At 63.0% G+C, this 17,105-nt stretch carries 22 protein-coding genes and 1 tRNA gene; 10 read left to right on the top strand and 13 right to left on the bottom strand.

Annotated elements, in window-relative coordinates:
• Window position 1 precedes the first annotated feature (1 nt).
• Window positions 2–349: a DUF6867 family protein gene (locus QU595_RS22520; protein WP_315926120.1), complete on the top strand. Its 348-nt coding sequence runs from the start codon at window positions 2–4 to the stop codon at window positions 347–349.
• 134 nt (window positions 350–483) lie between these two features.
• Window positions 484–1,602: an ABC transporter substrate-binding protein gene (locus QU595_RS22525; protein WP_315926122.1), complete on the top strand. Its 1,119-nt coding sequence runs from the start codon at window positions 484–486 to the stop codon at window positions 1,600–1,602.
• A 100-nt stretch (window positions 1,603–1,702) separates the two neighbouring features.
• On the opposite strand, the gene QU595_RS22530 is transcribed toward QU595_RS22525, so the two are convergent.
• On the bottom strand, window positions 1,703–2,986 hold the full coding sequence (locus QU595_RS22530; RefSeq protein ID WP_315926124.1) for an MFS transporter: 1,284 nt from the start codon (window positions 2,984–2,986) through the stop codon (window positions 1,703–1,705).
• A gap of 71 nt (window positions 2,987–3,057) precedes the next feature.
• Here QU595_RS22530 and QU595_RS22535 point away from each other — a divergent pair, with 71 nt between their 5' ends.
• On the top strand, window positions 3,058–3,672 hold the full coding sequence (locus QU595_RS22535; protein WP_315926126.1) for a TetR/AcrR family transcriptional regulator: 615 nt from the start codon (window positions 3,058–3,060) through the stop codon (window positions 3,670–3,672).
• Between the two features lie 39 nt (window positions 3,673–3,711).
• Here QU595_RS22535 and QU595_RS22540 read toward each other — a convergent pair whose 3' ends face one another.
• The 4 genes from QU595_RS22540 to QU595_RS22555 form a co-directional block, all read right to left on the bottom strand.
• Entirely contained in the window at window positions 3,712–5,766 is a 2,055-nt protein-coding gene (locus QU595_RS22540; RefSeq protein ID WP_315926128.1) for a M3 family metallopeptidase, read from the bottom strand.
• A gap of 89 nt (window positions 5,767–5,855) precedes the next feature.
• Window positions 5,856–6,497 (bottom strand): carbonic anhydrase, encoded by a 642-nt coding sequence (locus tag QU595_RS22545; protein ID WP_315926130.1) that lies wholly within the window; start codon window positions 6,495–6,497, stop codon window positions 5,856–5,858.
• Between the two features lie 106 nt (window positions 6,498–6,603).
• Window positions 6,604–7,473, bottom strand: a complete 870-nt coding sequence (gene pdxY / locus QU595_RS22550; protein WP_315926132.1) for a pyridoxal kinase PdxY — start codon at window positions 7,471–7,473, stop codon at window positions 6,604–6,606.
• A 6-nt stretch (window positions 7,474–7,479) separates the two neighbouring features.
• Complete coding sequence (locus tag QU595_RS22555) at window positions 7,480–7,746, bottom strand: hypothetical protein (protein ID WP_315926134.1); 267 nt, start codon at window positions 7,744–7,746, stop codon at window positions 7,480–7,482.
• Between the two features lie 147 nt (window positions 7,747–7,893).
• Here QU595_RS22555 and QU595_RS22560 point away from each other — a divergent pair, with 147 nt between their 5' ends.
• The 5 genes from QU595_RS22560 (at window position 7,894) to ppa (ending at window position 11,349) form a co-directional block, all read left to right on the top strand.
• A complete protein-coding gene (locus QU595_RS22560) occupies window positions 7,894–8,526 on the top strand; it encodes a LemA family protein (protein WP_315926136.1) in 633 nt (210 codons plus the stop codon).
• Between the two features lie 138 nt (window positions 8,527–8,664).
• Entirely contained in the window at window positions 8,665–9,411 is a 747-nt protein-coding gene (locus QU595_RS22565) for a TPM domain-containing protein (RefSeq protein ID WP_410000557.1), read from the top strand.
• Between the two features lie 8 nt (window positions 9,412–9,419).
• On the top strand, window positions 9,420–10,058 hold the full coding sequence (locus tag QU595_RS22570) for a TPM domain-containing protein (RefSeq protein ID WP_315926138.1): 639 nt from the start codon (window positions 9,420–9,422) through the stop codon (window positions 10,056–10,058).
• A 95-nt stretch (window positions 10,059–10,153) separates the two neighbouring features.
• Window positions 10,154–10,660 (top strand): GNAT family N-acetyltransferase, encoded by a 507-nt coding sequence (locus tag QU595_RS22575; RefSeq protein ID WP_315926140.1) that lies wholly within the window; start codon window positions 10,154–10,156, stop codon window positions 10,658–10,660.
• Window positions 10,661–10,809: 149 nt separating this feature from the next.
• Window positions 10,810–11,349: an inorganic diphosphatase gene (ppa, locus tag QU595_RS22580; RefSeq protein WP_315926142.1), complete on the top strand. Its 540-nt coding sequence runs from the start codon at window positions 10,810–10,812 to the stop codon at window positions 11,347–11,349.
• Window positions 11,350–11,510: 161 nt separating this feature from the next.
• Here ppa and QU595_RS22585 read toward each other — a convergent pair whose 3' ends face one another.
• Window positions 11,511–11,801 (bottom strand): YggT family protein, encoded by a 291-nt coding sequence (locus QU595_RS22585; protein ID WP_315926144.1) that lies wholly within the window; start codon window positions 11,799–11,801, stop codon window positions 11,511–11,513.
• Between the two features lie 200 nt (window positions 11,802–12,001).
• Here QU595_RS22585 and QU595_RS22590 point away from each other — a divergent pair.
• A tRNA-Ala gene (locus tag QU595_RS22590) sits at window positions 12,002–12,077 on the top strand.
• A gap of 769 nt (window positions 12,078–12,846) precedes the next feature.
• Here QU595_RS22590 and QU595_RS22595 read toward each other — a convergent pair.
• The 7 genes from QU595_RS22595 to QU595_RS22625 all read right to left on the bottom strand — a co-directional run bounded on the left by QU595_RS22595 (window position 12,847) and on the right by QU595_RS22625 (window position 16,576).
• Entirely contained in the window at window positions 12,847–13,305 is a 459-nt protein-coding gene (locus QU595_RS22595; RefSeq protein WP_315926146.1) for a hypothetical protein, read from the bottom strand.
• Window positions 13,302–13,568 carry a hypothetical protein gene (locus tag QU595_RS22600; RefSeq protein ID WP_315926148.1) on the bottom strand — a complete coding sequence of 89 codons (267 nt, stop codon included), beginning with the start codon at window positions 13,566–13,568 and terminating at the stop codon, window positions 13,302–13,304. Before QU595_RS22600 ends, QU595_RS22595 begins: the two co-directional genes overlap by 4 nt.
• The gene (locus tag QU595_RS22605) at window positions 13,569–13,862 is read right to left on the bottom strand and encodes a hypothetical protein (RefSeq protein WP_315926150.1); all 294 of its coding nucleotides are present in this window, start codon (window positions 13,860–13,862) and stop codon (window positions 13,569–13,571) included.
• A complete protein-coding gene (locus QU595_RS22610; RefSeq protein WP_315926152.1) occupies window positions 13,859–14,071 on the bottom strand; it encodes a hypothetical protein in 213 nt (70 codons plus the stop codon). The genes QU595_RS22605 and QU595_RS22610 overlap by 4 nt, the downstream gene beginning before the upstream one ends.
• A gap of 1 nt (window position 14,072) precedes the next feature.
• On the bottom strand, window positions 14,073–14,252 hold the full coding sequence (locus QU595_RS22615; RefSeq protein ID WP_292837875.1) for a helix-turn-helix domain-containing protein: 180 nt from the start codon (window positions 14,250–14,252) through the stop codon (window positions 14,073–14,075).
• A 175-nt stretch (window positions 14,253–14,427) separates the two neighbouring features.
• Entirely contained in the window at window positions 14,428–15,153 is a 726-nt protein-coding gene (locus QU595_RS22620; RefSeq protein WP_315926155.1) for a hypothetical protein, read from the bottom strand.
• A gap of 160 nt (window positions 15,154–15,313) precedes the next feature.
• Window positions 15,314–16,576 carry a tyrosine-type recombinase/integrase gene (locus tag QU595_RS22625; protein ID WP_315926157.1) on the bottom strand — a complete coding sequence of 421 codons (1,263 nt, stop codon included), beginning with the start codon at window positions 16,574–16,576 and terminating at the stop codon, window positions 15,314–15,316.
• A 301-nt stretch (window positions 16,577–16,877) separates the two neighbouring features.
• Between QU595_RS22625 and QU595_RS22630 the strand changes: the two genes are divergently transcribed.
• Window positions 16,878–17,072 (top strand): DUF1059 domain-containing protein, encoded by a 195-nt coding sequence (locus tag QU595_RS22630; RefSeq protein WP_315926159.1) that lies wholly within the window; start codon window positions 16,878–16,880, stop codon window positions 17,070–17,072.
• Window positions 17,073–17,105: the final 33 nt, after the last annotated feature.

Raw genomic sequence — 17,105 nt, forward strand, 5'->3', positions numbered from 1 at the left:
GATGCAAGGCATTCTGCATGAAGAGGGCTCGATCTGGCAGTTCCTGTTCGTCACCTGCGTTCTGGGCGGCTGGGCGGCGTGGATGACGGGGCGGGCCTGCGCGCGGACCTGGCGCACGCTGACGACGCTGTTTTTCTATCTTCTGGGGCTCGGTATCGCCGTGCGCTTCATCCATCACGCGCTTTTCGAAGGTACGATGTTCTCGTTGCAATATTATGTGGTGGACACGATCATCTTGATGATCTTCGGCTATATCGGCTTCCGGTATACGCGCACCCGGCAAATGGTCACTCAATATAACTGGCTCTACGAGAAGACGTCGCCGCTGAGCTGGAAGTCGAAAGGCTGATGCAAGCGCCTTCAAAAATGGAAATCGATTCGGCGTGACAAGGTCCTGAAAATGGGCAAACTACGCCTTCTGCGAGATGGGTGGGCATCGCATGAAGGCAACCTAGAGCCCACTCGGTCAATGGGAGTCTTTCAATGAAAAAGTCACTTTTGTCGGCTGTGGCCGTCGCCGCGATCATGGCCTTCAGCGGGTCCGCATGGGCTGACGTGCTGATGGCCGTGGGCGCTCCGATCACCGGCCCGAACGCCGCTTTCGGCGCGCAGTTGCAGAAGGGCGCCGAGCAGGCCGTTGCCGACATCAACGCGGCAGGCGGCATCAACGGCGAGAAGATCAAGCTCAGCGTCGGCGACGACCAGTCCGATCCGAAGCAGGGCATCTCGGTCGCCAACAAGTTCGTCGCCGACGGCGTCAAGTTCGTGATCGGCCACTTCAACTCGGGCGTGTCGATCCCGGCGTCCCAGGTCTATGCCGAGAACGGCATCCTGGAAGTGACGCCTGCGGCTACCAACCCGAAATTCACCGATGCCGGCCTGTGGAACACGATCCGCGTCTGCGGCCGTGACGACCAGCAGGGCGACGTTGCCGGCGCCTATATCGCCGAGCATTTCAAGGATGCCAAGATCGCGGTGATCCACGACAAGACCCCTTACGGCCAGGGTCTCGCCGACGCCACCAAGAAGGCCCTGAACGACAAGAACATCAAAGAAGTGATGTATGAAGGCGTCAACGTCGGCGACAAGGACTTCTCGGCCCTCATCGCCAAGATGAAGGAAGCCGGCGTCACGCTGATCTACTGGGGCGGCCTGCACACCGAAGCCGGCCTGATCATCCGCCAGTCGGCCGACCAGGGCCTGAAGGCGCCGCTGTTCTCCGGCGACGGTATCGTCTCCAACGAACTGGCTTCCATTGCCGGCGACGCGGTCGCAGGCACCTACAACACCTTCGGTCCCGATCCGCGCAAGAACCCGGCCGCCAAGGAAGTGGTGGAGAAGTTCCGCGCCGCCGGTTTCGAGCCGGAGGCCTACACGCTCTACTCCTACGCCGCCACGCAGGTGGTCGCGCAGGCCGCGAACGCCGCCAAGTCCAACGATCCGCAGGAAGTGGCGAAGGCCATCAAGGAAAAGGGCCCGTTCAAGACCGTGCTCGGCGATCTCTCCTTCAATGAGAAGGGCGACCGTACCGACGCCGACTATGTCATCTACCAGTGGAAGAAGGGCGACGACGGCAAGTACAATTACTTCCAGATCGACTGATCGCCCGATCGTCGCAAACGGAAAACCCGGCGCCATCGCGCCGGGTTTTTTTGTCCCTTCTGCCCCGCAGTCCAGACCACAGGCTCTCGAGGGAGAAGTATCAGGCAGGCTGGCCTTCCGGTTCGAAAGCCGGACGGCTGGTGTCGATCAGCAGCGAGATACAAGCCGCGATGATGCCAGTCATGCCGGCGATGAGGAAGGCGGTCTGGTAGTCGCCCTGCATCTGGCGCAGCGCACCGCCGAAGAAGGCGGCGGCCGCCGCACCGACCTGATGGCCGGCGACGACCCAGCCGAAGACGATCGGGCCGCTGCGGTCGCCGAAAGCCTCGTTGGTCAGCCTGAGCGTCGGCGGCACGGTGGCGATCCAGTCCAGCCCGTAGAGCACGGCGAATATGGTCAGGCTGGTCGCGGAAAACCCCGAATAGGGCAGGTACATCAGCGACAGGCCGCGAACGCCATAGTAGATTCCGAGCAACTTGCGCGGGTCGAAGCGGTCGGTCAGCCAGCCGGACATGGTAGTGCCGATCAGGTCGAACACGCCCATCAGCGCCAGCAGGCCGGCGGCCTGCACCTCCGGTATGCCCATGTCGCCGCAGAAGGCGATCAGGTGCGTGCCCACCAGCCCGTTGGTGGTGAAGCCGCAGACGAAGAAGGTGGCGAACAGATACCAGAACACCCGCTTGCCGGCGGCGCGGCGCAGCGTGCCTAGCGTATGGCCGATGAAATTGCCCTGTGCGGCCGGCGAAGCCGGTGGCATGTCGCCGGGTTCCGCGCCATAGCGCACCAGACCGATCGCCGCCGGCCGCTCCGGCACCAGAAGCCAGACCAGCGGCACCAGCAGGGCCGTCGCGACCGCCACGGCGACCGCCACCGGCCGCCAGCCGCCGTGTTCGGCAAGCGAGGCGAGCACCGGCAGGAAGATCAGCATGCCGGTCGCGCTGGAAGCCGACATCAGGCCCATCACCAGCCCGCGATTGGTCTTGAACCAACGATTGACGATGGTCGCGCCGAGCACCGTGGCGACCGCGCCGGAGCCGACGCCGGACAGAACGCCCCAGGTGGCGATCAACTGCCACGGGGCCGTCATGAACAGGCTGACCAGCGTCGAGGCCGACATCAGCGCCAGCGCCGCCAGCAGCGTCCGGCGCAGGCCGATGCGTTCCATCAGGGCGGCCGCGAAGGGACCGGCCAACCCATAGAGGAAGATGCCGATGGCCGCGGCCAGCGAGATCACGTCGCGGCGCCAGCCGAAGCTTTGCTCCAGCGGCACCATCATGACCGACGGCGCCGAGCGAAGCCCGGCTGCGGCGAGCAGCGCCAGGAAGATGACGGCGACCACGACGAAGGCGTAGCGCTGGCCAAACGGACGGGATCGGGCTATCATGTTACTGACCGGTACGTTTCGTTGTGGCAGCTATACGTACCGATCGGTAACATTGTCAATCGGGAACCGGAATGCCAGGCGACAATAATATTGATCAGACGATCAAGCGGGATGACGCGACCCCGCCGCGCGCGGCCGAGAAGATCCTCGGCGTGGCGCGCGAGCTGTTCTACAGGCAGGGCATCCGTGCCATCGGCGTCGACGAGATCGTCAAGCGGGCGGGTGTCACGAAGCCCAGCCTCTATCGTTCGTTCTCCTCCAAGGACGAGCTGGCGGCGTCCTATCTGCGCGGCTACGACCTCGAGTTCTGGGGGCGCTTTGACGAGGCGGTAGCGGCGCATCCCGGCGATCCGCGGGCACAGGTCATCGCCTTCCTGACGCGCGTTGGCAAGCGCACCCAGATGTCGGGTTATCGTGGCTGCGGCATGACCAATGCCGTGGTGGAATATCCGGAAGCCGGTCATCCGGCACGCGTGGTCAGCGAGGAGAACAAGCGCGAACTGCGCCGCCGCCTTCGCGCCATGGCGGCCGAAATGGGCGCGGCCGATCCCGACACGCTGGGAGACGGCCTGCTTCTCTTGATCGAGGGCGCCTATATCTCAGGCCAGCTCTTCGGCGCGGGCGGTCCGGCGCAGTCGGTGGCGCGCAATGCCGACCTGCTGATCGGTGCGAGCCTGGCGCGATAGGAAGGGCGCCGCCCAAGCAGGACGACGCGGCCCGTGGAGCTAAGCCAGCCCACGCTTGACCATCATCGCCTCGGCTGTCGGCATCTTGCCCCGGAACGCCTTGTAGAGATCTTCCGGATCCTTCGAGCCGCCGGCCGCATAGATGTTCTCCTTCAGCTTGCGGGCCAGCGCCGGATTGAAGGGGTCGCCGCTTTCCTCGAAAGCCGAAAAGGCGTCGGCATCCAGCACCTCGGACCACATGTAGGAGTAATAGCCGGCCGAATAGCCGTCGCCCGCGAAGACATGACCGAAATGCGGAGTGCGATGGCGCATGGCGATGGTTTCGGGCATCTCCAGCGCGGCAAGCGTTTCGGTTTCGAAACGAAGCGGCTCTTCCGGGGCTGTCGGCCGGGCGTGGTAGGCCATGTCTACCAGCGCCGACGCGGTGAACTCGACCGTGGCGAAGCCGGCCCCAAAGGTGCGCGCCGCCAGCATCTTGTCCAGCAATTCCTTCGGCATCGGCTTGCCGCTGCGATGGTGCAGGGCGTGCTTTTCCAGCACCTGCGGCACGGTCAGCCAGTGTTCGTAGAGCTGCGAGGGCAGTTCCACGAAATCCCGGCTCACCGAGGTGCCCGATACCGAGGGCCAGGTCACTTCGGTCAGCATGCCGTGCAGGGCATGGCCGAACTCGTGGAACAGCGTCTTGGCTTCGTCCACCGACAGGAGCGCCGGCTCACCGGCCGGCGGCTTGGCGAAATTCATGATGTTGTAGACGACCGGCCTCGCGCCTTCGCCGAGCTTGTGGCCGGAACGCAGCGCGCTCATCCACGCGCCGGAACGCTTCGAGGAACGGGCAAAGTAGTCGGCCAGGAACAGCGCGCGTTCGGAGCCGTCGGCATCCTTCACCACGAAGGTGCGCACGTCCGGATGCCAGGCGGCTATGCCCTTTTTCTCCTCGAAGGCGATGCCGAACAGGCGCGTGGCCACGTCGAAACAGGCCTCGATCACCCGGTCGAGCTGGAGGTAGGGCTTCAGTTCCGCCTCATCGAAAGCGAATTTTTCGGCACGCAGCTTTTCCTGGTAGAAGCGCCAGTCCCATGCGGCGAACTTCTCGTTGCTGCCGGCCTGTGTGGCCAGCCGCTCCAGTTCGATCTGGTCGGCGGCGGCCTTTTCCCGCGCCTTGGCCCATACCGGGTCGAGCAGCCCGTGCACCGCCCCGGGCGTCTTGGCCATGGTGTCGTCGAGCTTGAGCGCGGCATAGGATTCGTAGCCGAGCAGCTTCGCCTTCTCGGCGCGCAGTTTCAGCATGTCGCGCACCACTGCGCCATTGTCGTGGGAGCCGCCGTTTTGGCCGCGCATGGTGAAGGCCCGATAGGCGGTCTCGCGCAGATCGCGCCGCTCGGAAAAGGTGGTGAAAGGCTCATAGATCGAACGTGACAGCGTCACCGCATAGCGGCCTTTCCGGCCGCGTTCCTCGGCCGCTTCCGCCATGGCGCTTTTCAAGAAGTCCGGCAGGCCGGCGAGGTCCGCTGCGTCGAGGAACAGGACCCAATCCGCTTCGTCGGCCAGCACGTTCTGGCCGAAGCTGGTGCCGAGGGACGACAGTTCCTCGTTGATGGCGGCCAGGCGCTTCTTGCCGGCGGCGTCCAGCCTGGCGCCCGACCGGACGAAGCCTTTCCAGGTCTTCTCCAGCACGCGCGCCGTTTCGGGATCGAGCTGCAGCTGCTCGCGGCGCCGATGGAGATCATCGATGCGGGCGAACAGCTTCTCGTTCATGGAGATGGCCGAGAAATGCCGCGCCATCTTCGGCGAAACCTCGCGCTCCAGCGCCTGGATCGTCTCGTTGGTGTACGCGCCGGCCCGGCACCAGAAGATGGACGAAACGCGGTCGAGCGCGTCGCCGGAAAGCTCCAGCGCGGCCAGCGTGTTTTCGATGGTCGGCGTTTCCGGGTTGCCGGCGATGTCCTTTATCTCGGCCTCGTGCGCCTTCAGCGCCGCATCGAAGACGGGGCCGAAATCGTTATCGCCGATGCGCGAGAAATCCGGCAGGCCGAGCGGTCCGGTCCAGGCAGTCAGCGGATGGGCGGAAAGGTCTGCGGGCTTGGTGTCAGGCATGATCGGCTTTCGCTGAGACAACGACTGGATGGCACCTCCGATGTAAGGCGGGGGTCGCGCCGGCGCAACGCCAAGCTATCCGTACGATGCTAATCGAGCGCCCGCTCGAAATCGCCGGTATCGCGATTCATCGCCCACAATTCCGCGGTCGAGATGTCGAACCAGGCGCCGTGCAGCGTCAACCTGCCCTTGTCCTCGAGGATCTTGATGCAGGGGAAGGTGCGCAGGTTGGCGATGGAATAGCGGATCGAGATGCGCTCCAGCGCGGTCTGGCGTTCGGTCGCCGTCATGGCGGTGGTCGCCGCGACCGATTCGGCCGCCGGGGCGATCAGGCTCATCCACTTGCCGATGAAATCGCCGGGCGATAGCGGGGCGTGATCGGCGCTCAGCGCGGCCCGGATGCCGCCGCAACGGCCATGCCCCATGACGACGATGTGCTTCACCTTCAGGCTCTGCACGGCGAATTCGAGCGCGGCGGAGGTCGAATGGAATTCGCCGTCCGGCTCGTAGGGCGGGATCAGATTGGCGACGTTGCGCAACACGAACAACTCGCCCGGCCCGGCATCGAAGATGGTCTCCGGCGCCGAGCGCGAATCGCAACAGGCGATGATCATGGTTTGCGGCGACTGGCCTTCGCGCGCCAGCGACGTATAGCGGTCGCTTTCAGCGGCATAGCGCCCGCGCATGAAGTTGCGGTGGCCGGTGAGAAGGTGTTCGGGCAGATGTGACATCGGCCGCAATTAAGGCGAAAAGCGTCTCGCGATCAATGCGGAAATGCGCTTGGAGCGCGACTATCGTTTCGGGACCACCCGCATTGTACCCGAAGAGGAAATCCCGCTACCTGCGCGGGTGGGCAAGCTCATGCAATTCGACCGTCGCCGCCGGATGGGACAGGCAGGCGGAATCGGTTTCCAGCTGCAACTCGTCGCCGCCGCGCGCCACTGTGCGGGTGAGAATATCGTAGACCGCAGCCGTGGTCGAGCGAAGGGCTTCCGGCGGCGTGCCGCCGTCAAGAATGCGGGCCAGATAGAGCGCGGCAGTGAGATCGCCCAGCCCGTTCGGCGGCCGCGCGACTGTGGCATGTTCGGCCAACAGCGTCGTTTCGCCGGTCACCAGCAGGTTGGCGATACGGCCGTTCAGCGCCGGCGGCGCGGAGGTGACGAGCATGGAAGCAGGCCCGGCCAGGCGGGCCGCCGCCGCGGTCGCGCCCATGTCCGGCAGCTTGCGTCCGACGATCCATTCCAACTCATAGCGATTGGGTGTGGCGATATCGGCGATCGGCACCAGCCGGTCGCGTATCGCGGCGGCGGTTGTCTCCGGCACATAGAGGCCTGCGGAATCGCCCATTACCGGATCGCAGACATAGAGAGCGCCCGGGTTCCGGGCCCGCACGGCGTCGACCAGCGAGGCCACCGCCTCGGCCTGGCCGGCCTCGCCGAGATAGCCGGAGAGCACCGCGCCCACTTCACCGAGCCACGGCGAGCCCGCAAGATCGGACAGCAATGCCGCAAACTGTTCCGCAGGCGGAACGATCCTTGTGGCGAGGCCGTGGCCGGGATGCCAAGGCAGGATCACCGTGGGCACGGCCCAGACCGGAAACCCCAGCGCCTCCAGGGCGAACACGGCGGCGCGGTTGCCGACGGAACCGCGCGCGACATGGCTTGAGACGACGATGACGGCGGGTCGCCGGGCGCCAGGGCTGGGCATCAGGTGCTATCCGTTGTTGATGAGAAAGAAGGCGAGCCAGACCATGATGGCCACTGCCAGCACCAGCCCGAGCACACGGCCGATGCGCGTGCCCCAGACTTCGACGGCATCGGTAGGGTCCGCATCCTCGGCGGCGACGTGATCGCGCGCATTGCGCACCGCGCGGGAGATCAGCGGAGAAAGCCCGGGTTCGGTCTCGCGCGCGATGCGATCCAGGATGCGGCGCGATTCCCGCTCCTGTTGCCGATCGCGCTCGTGCCTGTCCGCCGCCATGGGCCTGACCTTAGACGGTTCATTGTCCGGCCAACAGGCTTAGCTGCGCTCTCGCATGATGCCAAGCCGATGTTCGCGGCCGGGCATTTTCTTGGGCGCGGTTTATGCTATTGCTTCGGTTTCCCGTCCCAGTTGAAGGAAAAGCATATGCCTTCTACGCGCCTTCTCCCTCTTCCCCGCAGCCTGCCGACGATTTTCGTCATGGCCGTGCTGCTGCCGTTGCTCAGCGCTTGCGGCTACAACACCATTCCCACGGCCGAGGAAAACGCAAAGGCAGCCTGGAGCGAGGTGCAGAACCAGTACCAGCGCCGCGCCGATCTCATTCCCAACCTGGTCGAGACCGTGAAAGGCTATGCCGCACACGAGAAGGACACGCTGCAGGCGGTGGTCGATGCCCGTTCCAAGGCAACGCAGGTGACGATCTCGCCTGAGAATCTGTCCGACCCGGAAGCCTTCAAGAAATTCCAGGACAGCCAGGCCGGATTGACCAACGCGCTGTCGCGGCTGCTGGCTGTGGTCGAGAACTATCCCGATCTGAAGGCCAACCAGAATTTCCTGGCCCTGCAGGCGCAACTGGAAGGCACCGAGAACCGCATCGCGGTCGCCCGGCGCGACTACATCCAGGCGGTGCGCGACTACAATTTGACGCTGCGCACCTTCCCGTCGGTGATCTGGGCGACGCTGTGGTTCCGCAACAGCCAGCCCTTCCAGAACTTCTCGGCGCCGGAAGACAAGCTGGGCGTGCCGAAGGTGAATTTCGGCACCGGCCAGGGCGGCTGACGCCGGGATATTCGCGCCGTGAGCATCGCGTCGATCGAGGCAAGGGGCGCCGGCCCGCGCCCCGTGCAAGGCGGGGCCGCCGCATTGCGGCTCGCCGTCCTGGCGCTGCTTGCCCTGCTGCTTGCCCTGAGCGGCGCCATGGCGCAGGCGGATCTGCCGAAGCTCACCGGTCGGGTGGTCGATGATGCCGGCATGCTCGATGCCGCCACCAAGGCGGCATTGACGCAGAAGCTGGCAGATTTCGAGAAAAAGGGGTCCGACCAGATCGTCGTCGCCACCGTTCCCAGCCTCGGCGGCGAGGAGATAGAACCCTATGCCAACCGCCTGTTCCGCGCCTGGGGGCTCGGGCAGGCCGGCGACAACAACGGCATATTGCTTTTGATCGCCCGCGACGACCGCAAGATGCGCATCGAGGTCGGCTACGGGCTCGAAGGCACGCTGACCGACCTGCACAGCAAGCTCATCATCGAGAACGATCTCGTGCCTGCCTTCCGTGCGGGCGATTTCAACGGCGGCATCACCAAGGCCGTCGACGACATCATCATGGTGCTGCAGGGCAATCCGGAAGAGCTGGAGGCGCGCGGCAAGCGCCACCAGCAATCGGCCTACAGCAGCGACGATCTCGTCTTCGCCGTCTTCATCACCATCTGGGCCCTCATCTTCTTCGGCGGCTTCGCCATGGCTGTCCTGCCCCCGATCTTCGGCACCAGGATCGGTCCCGGCCGTTATCGCTGGCTGGGCATGACCTTCGACAACAGGCGCTCGTCGGGCGGCGGTTCCGGTGGCGGCTGGTCGTCGGGCGGCGGAGGTTGGTCGTCGGGTGGCGGCGGCTTCTCCGGCGGCGGCGGCTCGTCGGGCGGCGGCGGCGCCTCGGGAAGTTGGTGAGGCTGATCATGGCGACACGACCCATCACCGCTGAGGATCATGCCCGCATAACGGAAGCGATCCGGGCCGCCGAGGCGAAGACCGACGGCGAAATCTATTGCGTCGTCGCCCGTTCCAGCGACGGGTATTTCTTTCCGGCCGCCTTCACCGCCACCATCGCGATGCTGCTGGCCAGCCTCGTCGTCGCCTTCGGCCTGGAAGCCTGGTGGCTGACGCTGCGGCTGCCCCATTTCGTGCTGGCGCAGATGCTGGCTTTCATTTCGGTCTATGTGCTGCTCTGGCTTGCGCCCGCGCTGCGCATCCATCTCGTGCCGCGCGGATTGCGCTACCGGGCGGCGCATGAAAATGCGGTGAAGCAGTTCCTTGCCCGCAACGTCCATGTGACGGCGGCGCGCACCGGAGTGCTGGTCTTCGTTTCGATCGCCGAGCACTACGCCGAGGTGGTCGCCGATTCGGGCATCGACGAGCGCGTCGGCCAGCATGTGTGGGACGGCGTGGTGGACGAACTCACCGCCCATGCGCGCGACGACCGCCTTGCCGACGGCTTCGTCCACGCCATCGGCGCCATCGGCATGGTGCTGGCCGAGCATTTTCCGGTCACGCCCGGCGACGTCAACGAATTGGACGACCACCTCGTCGAGATCTGAAGCCCGGTCCACCGTTCCGGCCTGTGTGAAATTGCGACGGCGGGTAACGGCTGACTCTTTGCAAGCGCCGGAAGCGGGTTTATGGTTAACAAATCATGAACACGCTGACCATCGACATCAGGAAGGCCGAACCCCGCGACGCGGGCCAGATCGCCGAGGTGCATCTGGAGGCCTGGCGCGGCGCCTATAGCGGCATCATCCCGCACAAGACCCTGACGAGCATGATCAACCGGCGCGGTTCCGACTGGTGGGCCAACGCGATTCGGCGCGCCGCCGTGGTGCTGGTGGTCGAGATCGGCGGCACGATCGCCGGATACGCCACGATCGGCCGCAACCGCGCCAAGGCCCTGAAGCAGCAGGGCGAAATCTACGAGCTTTACCTGCGTCCCGAATATCAGGGCATCGGTCTCGGCAGCCGGCTTTTCGGCGCGGCGCGGCGTGCGCTCTCTGACCATGGGCTGAAGGGCATGGTGGTCTGGGCCCTCGAAGAAAACCAGAACGCGCTCGACTTCTATGCCGGCGCCGGTGGCCGCGACGTGGCCGAAGGCGTCGAAGTGTTCGAGCAGAAGGCGCTGAAGAAGGTCGCCTTCGTCTGGGAATAGGCGCCATATCCTGAGGTCATAGACACGGCAGGAATGGTTTGATGCCTTTCCCGCCGTCCCTGTCAGGCCGGGCGTTAGCCGATTCGCCATATTGCGCGCGGCCGCGCCTGCCTATATCGGTCTCGCCGAACCGAAACAGGAACTGAAGCATGCGCATCGAAGCGATAGCCGTGGGCAGCAATCCGCCCGAGGACGTCAATGTCATCATCGAGGTCCCGGTCGGAGGCGAGCCGATCAAGTACGAGATGGACAAGGAGGCCGGGACGCTGTTCGTGGACCGTTTCCTGCACACGCCGATGCGTTATCCGGGCAATTACGGTTTCGTGCCGCACACGCTCTCGGACGATGGCGACCCCATCGACGTGCTGGTCTGCAACACGCGCGCGCTGATCCCCGGCTGCATCATCAATGTGCGGCCGATCGGCGTCCTGGTCATGGAAGACAATGCCGGCCAGGACGAGAAGATCATCGCCGTGCCCTCGCCGCACCTGACCAAGCGCTACGAGAAGGTGTCCACCTACACCGACCTGCCGCAGATCACCCTCGATCAGGTGTCGCATTTCTTCCAGCACTACAAGGATCTCGAGCCCGGCAAATGGGTGAAGATCGACGGCTGGCAGGACGCCGCCTATGCCAAGAAGATGATCGTGGAAGCGATCGAGCGGGCCAACAAGGCCAAGGCGAAGTAAGCCACGGGATGGTGCCGGCGGGTTTTCTGGCGTGCCGGCGCCCCTGATTGGCCATTTCTGCCGGCGACGTCCACGCTTTCGGCGCACCGGATGCGGATTGCGGCGTCAGCCGCATTGGACGTCGATCGGGTCTGCGCGCAGCGGACTGCCGTCCGCCGAGATCAGATCACAGCCGGCACGATGGTCGTGATGATGAACTGCCGCAGGAAGAACAGGATCAGCAACAGGATGATCGGCGAGATGTCGATGCCGCCTAGATCGGGCATGAAGCGCCTGATGGGCCGCAATGCCGGCTCGGTCAGCCGGTAAAGCGCATTGCCGACCGTGCCCACCACCTGATTGCGCGGATTGACCACGTTGAAGGCATAGAGCCAGGAGAAGATGGCTGCGGCGATGATGATCCACCAATAGAGGTCCAGGGCCAGGATGATGGTCTGAATAAGGGCGAGCATGCCGGTCTCCGATTGTAGCCGACATGTAGCCATTACCGGGAAAAGCGGCAAGAGCCGGTCTTCGCCGGCATCTGACCGGAAGGTCGTGGAGCCGGCCCAGACGCTGGCATCGCCCACAGCGGCCGACGGCAATTTTGCCTGCGTGAATTGCTCGCTTGACAGCCCAGGGCCTCGGCCCATAAATGCGCCATCCGCTGAACGGGGCTGTAGCTCAGCTGGGAGAGCGCATCGTTCGCAATGATGAGGTCAGGGGTTCGATCCCCCTCAGCTCCACCAGCGGTGGGTCATTCGGCATTGATTTTCCTTCACTTTCCAGAAGCCGGATGAATCATCCCCACTTTCTTCCCCACTTTGCTCGGTTGTGACTGCCCTTTCGGGGTCTTGAGGCTCATGAAACAGGTTTTCGGGCAATCCGGCTTCGGCGGATCAATTTTCCCATTCGCTCAAAATGCGAACTGACAAAGCTGACAAAACCCTTCTGACTGCGATACCTGCAATTCAGGCCGTCATGTCTGAATGTGCCTTATAGGCACAATGAAAACGGCGGCACCGCTGCCGCCGCTCTGACCCGCCTATGGGTGCATGACAAAATTACCGCCGTGGCGTTATTTCTAGAAGGTCTACGGCCTATTCCGCTTGCTCGTACTTTTCGAACAAGCGATCCAAGATGGCTTCAAGCGCCTTCAGATGCTCGTCTACTGAACGCACATGGTTTTCGATATCCTTGAGGGCCACGGCCTTCTTTTCCCCGTCCCTGGCTACAAATTGCAGGCGAAATTTGAAGCGCTTGCCTTCAACACTATACGTTCCCTCAAGGGGTTCGTGAGTTAGAGTGGCGGACTTTCATTTGAGTCCATATCCTGCGGCAGTGAAGTAATTTCTGCATTCTGCTGGAGAGAAGAGCCGTTCGCAAGCTCTCTGCCACTTCATGCGGCATCGCCGTTGGCGTGACGCAAGATTGCGGCCGCTATCTGACCATGCCAGTTCTGACCATACTGGATCGCGAGCCGGTCGCCCCAGCGAGGGCCGACGCGGTTCCACTCGGTCAGAGCTTCAGCTTTAATGACCAAACCCTCCAGGCAGGATGGAAGCGCAGCACGTCGCCAGCATAAAGTCCGCCAGGAATGTCGATACCACGGCCACACAGGTAGGTTTCTGCAAGTGTCCGGCCGATGGCTCGTGCCTCACGCCATAGGGACGCCGCGAACTCGACACGCTTGCCAGTGTCAGGCTCCTGATGGGCAACGACGAAAGGACGGCGCTGCTGGTCTTTCTGGCGGCGCGGTTCGAACGATCCGAAGCCGAGCAGGTAGCGCACATGGTCACGGCAGGCGGCGAAGTCGTCGCCCGCGAAGCTGTTGACGAGAAAGCCATCCGGTGCGGCTTCATCGAAGGTGACGGACAGGCTGCGGTCGTTGCGACCATGGCCGGGGCCAGGACAGGCCACGGAAGCGTGGCCAGCAACATTCCCGCCGAGCGCCCTTGCTGCGAATTGGAGGTTCATAGTGTACCTCCCGCCCGGTCGCGGACCTTCCCGCCGAAATCAAGAGCGAGAAGATTGGCCTGCCGGACAGCTTCAGCATGATCGGTGCCGTCCCACATGCTGATGCGGGTGCCGTCGTCCTCGATCACATCGACATAGTAGAGGAAGCTGCCGATGTTGGTCAGGACGGCCCGGGTGCCGCGCGCGTCGGTCACTGTTTCCGACTGCACAACACCGCCGTTGATCTCGACGCCGACGAAGTTCGGGAAAGGAACTATGCCCATCTATGCCGCCCTCCCCATCTCACGGAGGATCGTCACCTGCGAATGCAGGACGTACCGGGCATGGGTGCCGGCGAACGGGCCGCCGTGATCCTCATGAACGGTTTCGATGATGAAGCCCATGCCGCGCAGCTTGTAGACATAATGGCTCCAGCGCGGGCCGGGATGGTCAATCGGGGTGCAGCCCTGCTTGCCGGCGTCCATGAGGTTCTTGAGTGCCCAGGCATCACGCCCGATGACTTCATGGGTGCCGCCATCCGGCTCGATCTTGGCGATAAGGCGAAGTTTGTCGCTCATGTGCGCAACCCTCCGATGCCGGCGAGCTCGCAGACCAGCCGGGCGGTTGAAATAGAAAGACGGAACCGGCGCGAGATGATCGAAGCGGCCATATCCGTTGCGGAGAGAGGCGGATTGCGGTATTCAGAAGGGGTCCAAACCTTATCGAATACCGATCCGCCGTTCCCTGCGTTTGCCCGCAGGGGCGGCGTTTCGCTATGGAGGCGCATATTACGCCTCCTTTGCGGAGGGCAGCTTTTCGATGTAGCGGCGAAGGTCTTCGGCCATGATGATGGTGCGGCGGCCGGCCTTGCGGGCGGGGAGGTCACCTAGCTTCATGGCTTCATAGAGGTGCGAGCGCGTGAGCCCGCTTGCTTCGACCGCCTGCCTGACGTTCAGAGAGAAAGTCATTGTCTGCATCGTCCTTTCGTTTGGCATCCGATTGATCCGAATGCGTCCGGTTGGTGACGATGCTGAGAATGATGAGAGCTATTTCCGCAGTCGATTTCCGCAGAATTCCGCAAGCCCTAAAGCAATTCCGCAGAATTCCGCAAAGGGGAGACAATCCCGCAAAACATTGAAATAACTACACTTTATTTTGTGCAGAAATTCCCACTTTCTCTGCAATTTTTTCGAGGGGTAGCGAATTAAACTTCCCCGGCTTGCCCCATTCGGTCGGCTGGAAGTCCTCAAATGCCTTTCGTGTGGCCGTCGTTGATACGCCAGGCCACTTCCAATCCGCGATTGTGTGGAAATGCTCCCTCCCCACTCGCCAATCGTTTTTCTTACCGTGATCCTGCCAGTTCTTCAGAACCGCGCGCATAAGCGCATTGATATCGTCCTGCGTCGGTAGCCGGCTCGGCGTTACATCGAGCGCGAGGCTTGCGAGGAAGCTATCTAGAGATTGGCGTGACACGAATATCCACAAATCCGAGAGTGTTCGCCCGACAATCCGGCCGTCCATTCTGCAGCTATCGAAATAGGCCGTCAGGTCGTCTCTTATCCATTGCTCGGCCGGGAGGGGCTTTGAATATGCGCCGCCGCTAAGCCCTCGTAGGACATAGGACACTTTCCCTTCCGCCAAGGCTGTTGCAAGGGTTTCAGCTGCCCCTTTGAAAAGCTCGCGGTCTTCCCGCCTGTCCGAGTAGGGAGACAGAGACGCATCCCATTTATCTCCGAATTGCCTCCAGCCAACTTCGCGGACGGCACGGGCGAGGAATACCATTCCCAGCAAATCACGCGGCCACTCTGTTGGAGTGTCCCAAAATTCCTTGTTCCAGCGGTCGTAATCCGCCTTATCTCGCCAATCCATCGCACACCTTCGCGATGCACCTATAGGGACCGCAGGGAAACCGGGAGGTGCACCCCGGCTTGTCGGCTGGCCGGCCTATCCCTGCGGGTTCGATCAATCCTCCCGCTGTTGGGAGGTCTGTCAGTTTTGTCAGTTCGGCGTTTAGGAGTTTTCCGATTTTTCACGATGCTTTCGCCTTCCTCGCATCGCTAAGCTTCGAAACATTGTTGGCCTTGGTGGGGGCCAGATAATCGGCCCACGCCTGCATCAGCTTCCGGCGCTTCTCCAGCGCATCCGAGCGGCGATAGGCCCGCTCGACCTCATTCCCGACCTTATGGGCCAATGCAGCTTCGGCAACGTCGCGCGGGAAACTGGTAACGTCGCCAGCCCAATCGCGGAAGGCCGAACGGAAGCCGTGAACGGTGATATCCGTGAGCTTCATGCGTCGAAGCAGCATCATCATCGCCATGTTGGACAGTGGCCGGCCGTGCTTGGCGTCCTGCTTATTTCCGGGCCGTGGATCGCCGGCAAAGATAAAGTCCCCGCCGGGGTGGACTTCCTGCAAAGCCTTGAGCAGATCAATGGCGACGGATGACAGGGCAACCACATGGGTTTCGCCTCCCTTCATCCGTTCGGCCGGCACCGTCCATACCTTGCGTTCAAAGTCGATCTCCTGCCACTTGGCCCCGATGGTTTCACCGGATCGGGCAGCGGCCAGGATCGTGAATTCCAATGCCCGCGCCGCCATGGCCTCGGATGCCCGCAGCCGAACCATGAAGGCCGGCACCTTGTCGTAGGCCATGGCAGGCTGATGGCCGCGCTGGAGCTTCTGACGGCGAGGCAGGAGATTGCGAAGGTTGCCGCGCCAGGCTGCCGGGTTCTCTCCCGAGCGCCAGCCCTTCACCTTGGCATACTCAAGGACGCGCTCTATCCGTCCCCGTAGGCGGGAGGCGGTTTCGCTCTTTGCCGCCCATACCGGTGTCAGGACCTTTAACACGTCTTCCGTGGTGATCAGCGACACGCGCTTGGACCGGAGGGATTGGCAATAGCTATCCCCGAGCGTCTGACGCCACTGGTAAGCGTGCTTGTCGCTTCGCCATTCGGCCTTGATGCTTTCTATGAGCTTGTCTACGCATTCCCCGAAGGTCGGTTCGGCTTCCTTGGCCTTCTCAGCTATCGGATCGCGCCCTTCTGCTACTGCCTCCCGGCAATTGATGGCGGTCGCTCTCGCCTTGGCGAGCGAAATGGCCGGATAGGCACCCATGCCCATCTCCCGGCGCTTGCCATCCACCACCCACATGAACAGCCATGACTTGGTGCCAGTAGGGGAGACGTTGAGATAGAGCCCGCCCCCGTCAGAGTGACGCCCGGGCTTCTTCGTCGCCTTCACGGCTACGTCAGATAGTTTGTTAAGGGTTCGGGCCATCCCCACTTCTTTCCCCATTTCGAAGTGGGGATGATACCGGACGGAGCCGGACAGAACGAGACATAAAATTTCATTTCCCCCTTATTTTCCAAGGACGGCTGGGACGGAACGGGATGCAGTCGGATAGTAGTTAGGTGGACCTCAGCTCCACCAGCGGATTCGGCTCCCGAACACTGTGCCGGCACTGCAAACCCGCCTGCGTGATGCGACCATGACGATGGTCGGAACGCCGGCGCAGGCTTTCGTGATTTGTCCGTGAGATTAGCGAGGTTTAATATATCCGCCCCGCCCGTGAGGGCGCGATGATCGGGAGGAGGAAATGGCACGCAAATACATAGACTGCCGTGAGTTCCCGAGTGAAAGCAAATGCACCGTGGCGATCTCCGCAGACAGGGAAGATGAATTGATCGCCGCCGCCGTGCAGCATGCGGTGGCCGTCCACGGCGCAAAGGACACGCCTGAATTCCGCTCCGAAGTGAGAAAGGCGATCCACGAAGGCATGCCAGTGGCGTGAATCGCCAAGGCCGTCCCGGCATTGCGGGGCGGC

This window comes from Mesorhizobium sp. SP-1A (assembly GCF_032460275.1).
GTDB lineage: Bacteria > Pseudomonadota > Alphaproteobacteria > Rhizobiales > Rhizobiaceae > Mesorhizobium.

Coding starts and splice junctions, on each gene's coding strand:
- QU595_RS22625 (WP_315926157.1), bottom strand. CDS start 16,576: ATGGGGAAAGAAGTGGGGATGGCCCGAACCCTTAACAAACTATCTGAC.
- QU595_RS22565 (WP_410000557.1), top strand. CDS start 8,665: ATGGCGCAGGCGGATCTGCCGAAGCTCACCGGTCGGGTGGTCGATGAT.
- QU595_RS22585 (WP_315926144.1), bottom strand. CDS start 11,801: ATGCTCGCCCTTATTCAGACCATCATCCTGGCCCTGGACCTCTATTGG.
- QU595_RS22545 (WP_315926130.1), bottom strand. CDS start 6,497: ATGTCACATCTGCCCGAACACCTTCTCACCGGCCACCGCAACTTCATG.
- QU595_RS22525 (WP_315926122.1), top strand. CDS start 484: ATGAAAAAGTCACTTTTGTCGGCTGTGGCCGTCGCCGCGATCATGGCC.
- QU595_RS22540 (WP_315926128.1), bottom strand. CDS start 5,766: ATGCCTGACACCAAGCCCGCAGACCTTTCCGCCCATCCGCTGACTGCC.
- QU595_RS22630 (WP_315926159.1), top strand. CDS start 16,878: ATGGCACGCAAATACATAGACTGCCGTGAGTTCCCGAGTGAAAGCAAA.
- QU595_RS22600 (WP_315926148.1), bottom strand. CDS start 13,568: ATGGGCATAGTTCCTTTCCCGAACTTCGTCGGCGTCGAGATCAACGGC.
- QU595_RS22615 (WP_292837875.1), bottom strand. CDS start 14,252: ATGACTTTCTCTCTGAACGTCAGGCAGGCGGTCGAAGCAAGCGGGCTC.
- QU595_RS22605 (WP_315926150.1), bottom strand. CDS start 13,862: ATGAGCGACAAACTTCGCCTTATCGCCAAGATCGAGCCGGATGGCGGC.
- pdxY (WP_315926132.1), bottom strand. CDS start 7,473: ATGCCCAGCCCTGGCGCCCGGCGACCCGCCGTCATCGTCGTCTCAAGC.
- QU595_RS22620 (WP_315926155.1), bottom strand. CDS start 15,153: ATGGATTGGCGAGATAAGGCGGATTACGACCGCTGGAACAAGGAATTT.
- QU595_RS22555 (WP_315926134.1), bottom strand. CDS start 7,746: ATGGCGGCGGACAGGCACGAGCGCGATCGGCAACAGGAGCGGGAATCG.
- ppa (WP_315926142.1), top strand. CDS start 10,810: ATGCGCATCGAAGCGATAGCCGTGGGCAGCAATCCGCCCGAGGACGTC.
- QU595_RS22535 (WP_315926126.1), top strand. CDS start 3,058: ATGCCAGGCGACAATAATATTGATCAGACGATCAAGCGGGATGACGCG.
- QU595_RS22610 (WP_315926152.1), bottom strand. CDS start 14,071: ATGCGCCTCCATAGCGAAACGCCGCCCCTGCGGGCAAACGCAGGGAAC.
- QU595_RS22530 (WP_315926124.1), bottom strand. CDS start 2,986: ATGATAGCCCGATCCCGTCCGTTTGGCCAGCGCTACGCCTTCGTCGTG.
- QU595_RS22595 (WP_315926146.1), bottom strand. CDS start 13,305: ATGAACCTCCAATTCGCAGCAAGGGCGCTCGGCGGGAATGTTGCTGGC.
- QU595_RS22520 (WP_315926120.1), top strand. CDS start 2: ATGCAAGGCATTCTGCATGAAGAGGGCTCGATCTGGCAGTTCCTGTTC.
- QU595_RS22570 (WP_315926138.1), top strand. CDS start 9,420: ATGGCGACACGACCCATCACCGCTGAGGATCATGCCCGCATAACGGAA.
- QU595_RS22560 (WP_315926136.1), top strand. CDS start 7,894: ATGCCTTCTACGCGCCTTCTCCCTCTTCCCCGCAGCCTGCCGACGATT.
- QU595_RS22575 (WP_315926140.1), top strand. CDS start 10,154: ATGAACACGCTGACCATCGACATCAGGAAGGCCGAACCCCGCGACGCG.